The following is a 4,190-nucleotide window of genomic DNA, read 5'->3' on the forward strand; positions in this document are numbered from 1 at the left end:
TATTGAAAAAACAAAGGTGACTCACATTGAAGAGGGATTTGATTTCCTAGGTTTTTCCGTACGTCAGTACAAAACGTGGAAAGGGAATAAATTACTGATTAAACCCAGCAAAGATAGCGTTAAGAAGGCAAAGGAAAAGATAAGGAATATGTTCCGCATCATGAGAGGACAGCCTATTGGGGAACTCATTAAAGTGTTAAACCCAATTATTAGAGGGTATGGACAATATTGGAGACATGTCGTATCTCAAAAGACATATGATAAAATCGGTCATTATATTTTCGAGAAAATATGTAAACATCTTATCCGATTGCACCCTAAGAAATCATGGAAATGGATAAAGAAGACTTACTTCAAAAAGCCTCATCACGGAGGCAAGGAATCTTGGACTCCGACCTGTCCTCTAACAAATATCCAGCTCTTACAAATGCCTTGGTTTAAAATTAAACGGCATGTGATGGTCTTATATAAGAACAGTCCCGATGACCCTACTCTTAAAGAATACTGGGAAAAGCGAGACCGTAAGGTCTTTGATGGAACAAATACCTTAGATAGAATTAAACTGGCGAAAAAACAAGGGTATCGTTGTGCGTTATGCAGACAACCACTACAAAATGGAGAAAAGGTTATTATACGTGATTTACCAATACACTCAAATAAGGTTACAAAGCTAGTACATGTACCTTGCATCAAGTAAGAAGTTGTTTGGATAAAAAGAAGGCTTGAGCCGTATGACGGGAAAGCTGTCACGTACGGTTCTTAGGAGAGTTAGGGGCAGTGATGCCCCTCGCTTATCCGACTAAATGAGCTGTCCATATGGACGGCTTATTGTATTTTTTGCTTAGCGTAGTTTTTTTCCAAAATGCTGGCGGTACTCCTATAAACTTTGATTTGAAGTAAAATATAAGGATTATTAATTTGTTGACAGAAAAATGGATAATATGTATATTAATCTTAATATTACGATTAATATATTTGCGAGGTGCTATATGTTTAAAGATAAAAAAGTGATTCGATTTGGTTTATGGTTATTTGTTTCTTTATCTGTAATTCGGTTTATCATTGGTTATATAAAAGGATATTATAAAGCTTCTACAGGTAATGAATTATTAATTTCAGAGACATGGAAAACAGTATTATTAGATGTTCCTGAAGGAATACTTGTTATTTTAGGAGCAATTGCTTTATATCAATTTACAAAAAAAGCACCAGAAAAAACGGCATCTATGTAGATGTCGTTTTTTTGATAGATTTTAAATATGGAAATTATCAAGTACATTGCCTTTTTCTTCTTTATTAATACCAATGTATTTAAGTGTAATTTGTGGTGTACTGTGATTAAGAATTTCTTGCAACATAGCCACATCTTTTGTTTATAGAACCAATAACCGAAGGTTTTGCGCATGGTGTGGGTACCAATGGACTCTACATCGGCAAAATCTCCGGCTTTTTGTAATTGCCGATAAGCCTGGACTTTACTAATTGGTTGATCTCCTTTTCGAGAAGGAAATAACCAGGTACTTTCTAAGGTTTGGGCATAGGAATAGACCTCATCAAAAATAGAAGTAAGATTAATCATGCGTTCTTTCTTTGTTTTTCCCTCTTTGATTTTGAATTCTTTCCTCTTTTTCTGTTTTAACTTTAATATAGTTTGTGTTTCGATTTGGAGTAGATCGCTAACACGCAATCCTGTATTTATGCCAATAAGAAAGAGAATATAGTCTCTTTCAGAACAGTGACGTTTGAGTGCCCATTTCATATCTTCGATCTGTTCTTTTGTTCGGATGGGTTGGACATCAATAAGATGTGTTTTTTTGTCCATGTATTTTATACCTCTTTATTTATGGTGTTTTGAATGTATACTTTTGTTGTGTATTTTGAAGATATTAGAGGGATTGGTTTGAAGTCAATATTTAAGGAGAAATGAATGTAAACAAATATACAAAAGTTTACATTCAAATATTAAGTAAAAAACCTATTCCAGTATTGGAATAGGTTTAACTATTATAGATAAAAATTTGTTGTTAATTCGATTGTAGCCCAGAACTTTGGTGAATAATTTTATTGTTTTTCCAATCAAGTTTATAATTATCTATAGTTCCATGGTTGCCATACGTAGAATTTTTGTGATTTTGTCCTGTCCAACCTTTTATACCATTATACCATAAGAGATACACATCGTTTTCTCTAGCATGTTTTACAGATAAATCCGTTGTAGTTGCATCTTTATCTGCAATTATAATTGCCATTGTACTTGGCTGAAAACCATATCTTACTAGAGCTGGAAGTTGACTGTCTGATGTGAAATTATCTCCCGCATTAATCAATGGATCGGTACGTGAGTTCATAAATAGTTCATTACCATAAAAACCACCCGAATCTCTATTATAAGGTCCATATCCTCTATTATAAAATTGATTAAATTCTACATTCCAATCTACTTTTTTATCTGTGTTATTTGTTACAAACGTTTTATAGTCTGGTTGTTCATATGATATAGTATTAGACCAAGATGCACCGGCTGATGCAGATGATGATGGACCTTCTGGTTTAATCTCTAAACCTCCGCCTACATTGTATGAAACTGTAGAAGATACTGTTTTTGATTCAATTTCATTTTTAGGTGCAACTTTATAAAATTTTGCATTGTCATTACTTGTAATTTCTAACCCTGTTTTAAAAACAGATGGCCAAGTCAACGAAGCTGCAGATGGTGTTTCAGGGCTACGCAGAAAACTTGAAGCAATATTACTTCCTTCTGTAAAAACGATTGCATATTTTTTATCAGTATTTGGATCATCAATAAATGAAACTTTTATTGAATTTTTTATGTTTGCGTCAGCATTATAAGTTGAATCTAGACTATGCATAATTTTCGCGCCTTGTCCTATATCTTCAACTTTTGGTAAAGCATCTGCGTGTACAAATGAAGCGTTAAATGCTAAAGATCCACCAACAATAGTGGTAGCCAATGCTAAAGTTTGTACGAATGTTTTAGTTTTTTTCTTTTGGGTCATTTTTTTATTTTCCTTTCATATAAAGATTAATAGAAATATTTATATATCAATAAACAAATATTAATTTATATATCTTGCAAATTTCTTTCGTAAATATAACAAAAGTATTACATTTAATTTTCATGGAAAGATAAAATTCTCGTTTAGGGGGTACTTTAAAATTTTAGCTTGATGGGCATGGGGTCCCGCCAACTAAATGACATAAAACCCACGTTAAGCAAAATTCGACAAATAAAATGCTGTTTTTCCACACGCTTAGACGATATCAATAACGTTTATCATTTTGAATTTTTGACTATTTCTCTTCTAATATCGCAAAATTCCTTTTCCTATTTCGCTACAAATATCGTGGTATTATCGAAAACTAATTTGCAACATAATATACGCAACGTTGTAGCGTTATAAAAATCAAGATCTCAGTAAGTGTTGCATAAATGTTAATTTTTGCAACACTTATTTAGGGAAACTTATTTAATGAGTTTTACGCTTAGCGAAGAAAAATCTGGTTTTTATCTTCCAAAAAATGTCTTAGCGTGGGTTTTATGTCATTTGGTTGGCGGGACCCCTGAAAGTAAAAAACGTATCTAAAGGTGTACCTTTTGATACTGCACAAATAAATTAGTAATAAATTTCTCAATATGGATACTGTCGCTATTTTCAGTTATAATATTCAAAATTAACAGTTAATGTAATATGATAAAAAAGTGATGGCTATCACCCTATTTTTTTCTCCTTATGCCATAGATAAGACCGAGTTACTGGTCTTATCTTTTTTATTTATATATTTTCTTTGGGGATGAATGGGTAAGTGGAATATGTGTGAAATTTGATATACTAAAAGAAAAATTAGGATGATAAGCTTATGCCAACAAAAGAATTTCAAGATACTGTACAACATTTTTCTTCTTTTTTATTAAATAAAGGACGCAAGCCGTCTACAATTAAACGATATGTTTATGATATTGAAGACTTTGGTCATTGGTTGCAAAAATCTAAAAAACTCCCTACATGCAATATATGGACGACACTTAATAAAAAGGATTTTGAAGCGTATTTTTACGATTTAAAGAAGAAACGACAGTACTCTGACAAAACAATCCATCGTGTCTATATTGTCTTAAATAGATTGTATCAGTATTTAAAACTACCAAATCCGTTAAAGGACATGCAACT

4 protein-coding genes and 1 pseudogene are annotated in these 4,190 nt (G+C 32.3%); 3 read left to right on the forward strand and 2 right to left on the reverse strand.

Annotation, left to right across the window (positions count from 1 at the left end; translation table 11 throughout):
- Together C568_RS31580 and C568_RS0129910 are read left to right on the forward strand one after the other, a co-directional pair.
- Positions 1-697, forward strand: a 697-nt coding sequence (locus tag C568_RS31580; protein WP_018783700.1) for a group II intron maturase-specific domain-containing protein, incomplete at its 5' end; no start/stop codon positions are given.
- Between the two features lie 292 nt (positions 698-989).
- The gene (locus tag C568_RS0129910) at positions 990-1,232 is read left to right on the forward strand and encodes a DUF3937 family protein (protein ID WP_018783701.1); all 243 of its coding nucleotides are present in this window, start codon (positions 990-992) and stop codon (positions 1,230-1,232) included.
- 21 nt (positions 1,233-1,253) lie between these two features.
- On the opposite strand, the pseudogene C568_RS32300 reads toward C568_RS0129910, so the two are convergent.
- Positions 1,254-1,822 (reverse strand): annotated as a pseudogene (locus C568_RS32300) (tyrosine-type recombinase/integrase).
- A 202-nt stretch (positions 1,823-2,024) separates the two neighbouring features.
- Complete coding sequence (locus C568_RS0129920; protein ID WP_018783702.1) at positions 2,025-3,017, reverse strand: beta-channel forming cytolysin; 993 nt, start codon at positions 3,015-3,017, stop codon at positions 2,025-2,027.
- An 862-nt stretch (positions 3,018-3,879) separates the two neighbouring features.
- Here C568_RS0129920 and C568_RS0129925 point away from each other — a divergent pair.
- On the forward strand, positions 3,880-4,190 hold a 311-nt coding region (locus C568_RS0129925; RefSeq protein ID WP_018783703.1), incomplete at its 3' end, for a site-specific integrase.

The organism is Bacillus sp. 95MFCvi2.1 (genome assembly GCF_000374965.1).
Taxonomy (GTDB): domain Bacteria; phylum Bacillota; class Bacilli; order Bacillales; family Bacillaceae_G; genus Bacillus_A; species Bacillus_A pseudomycoides.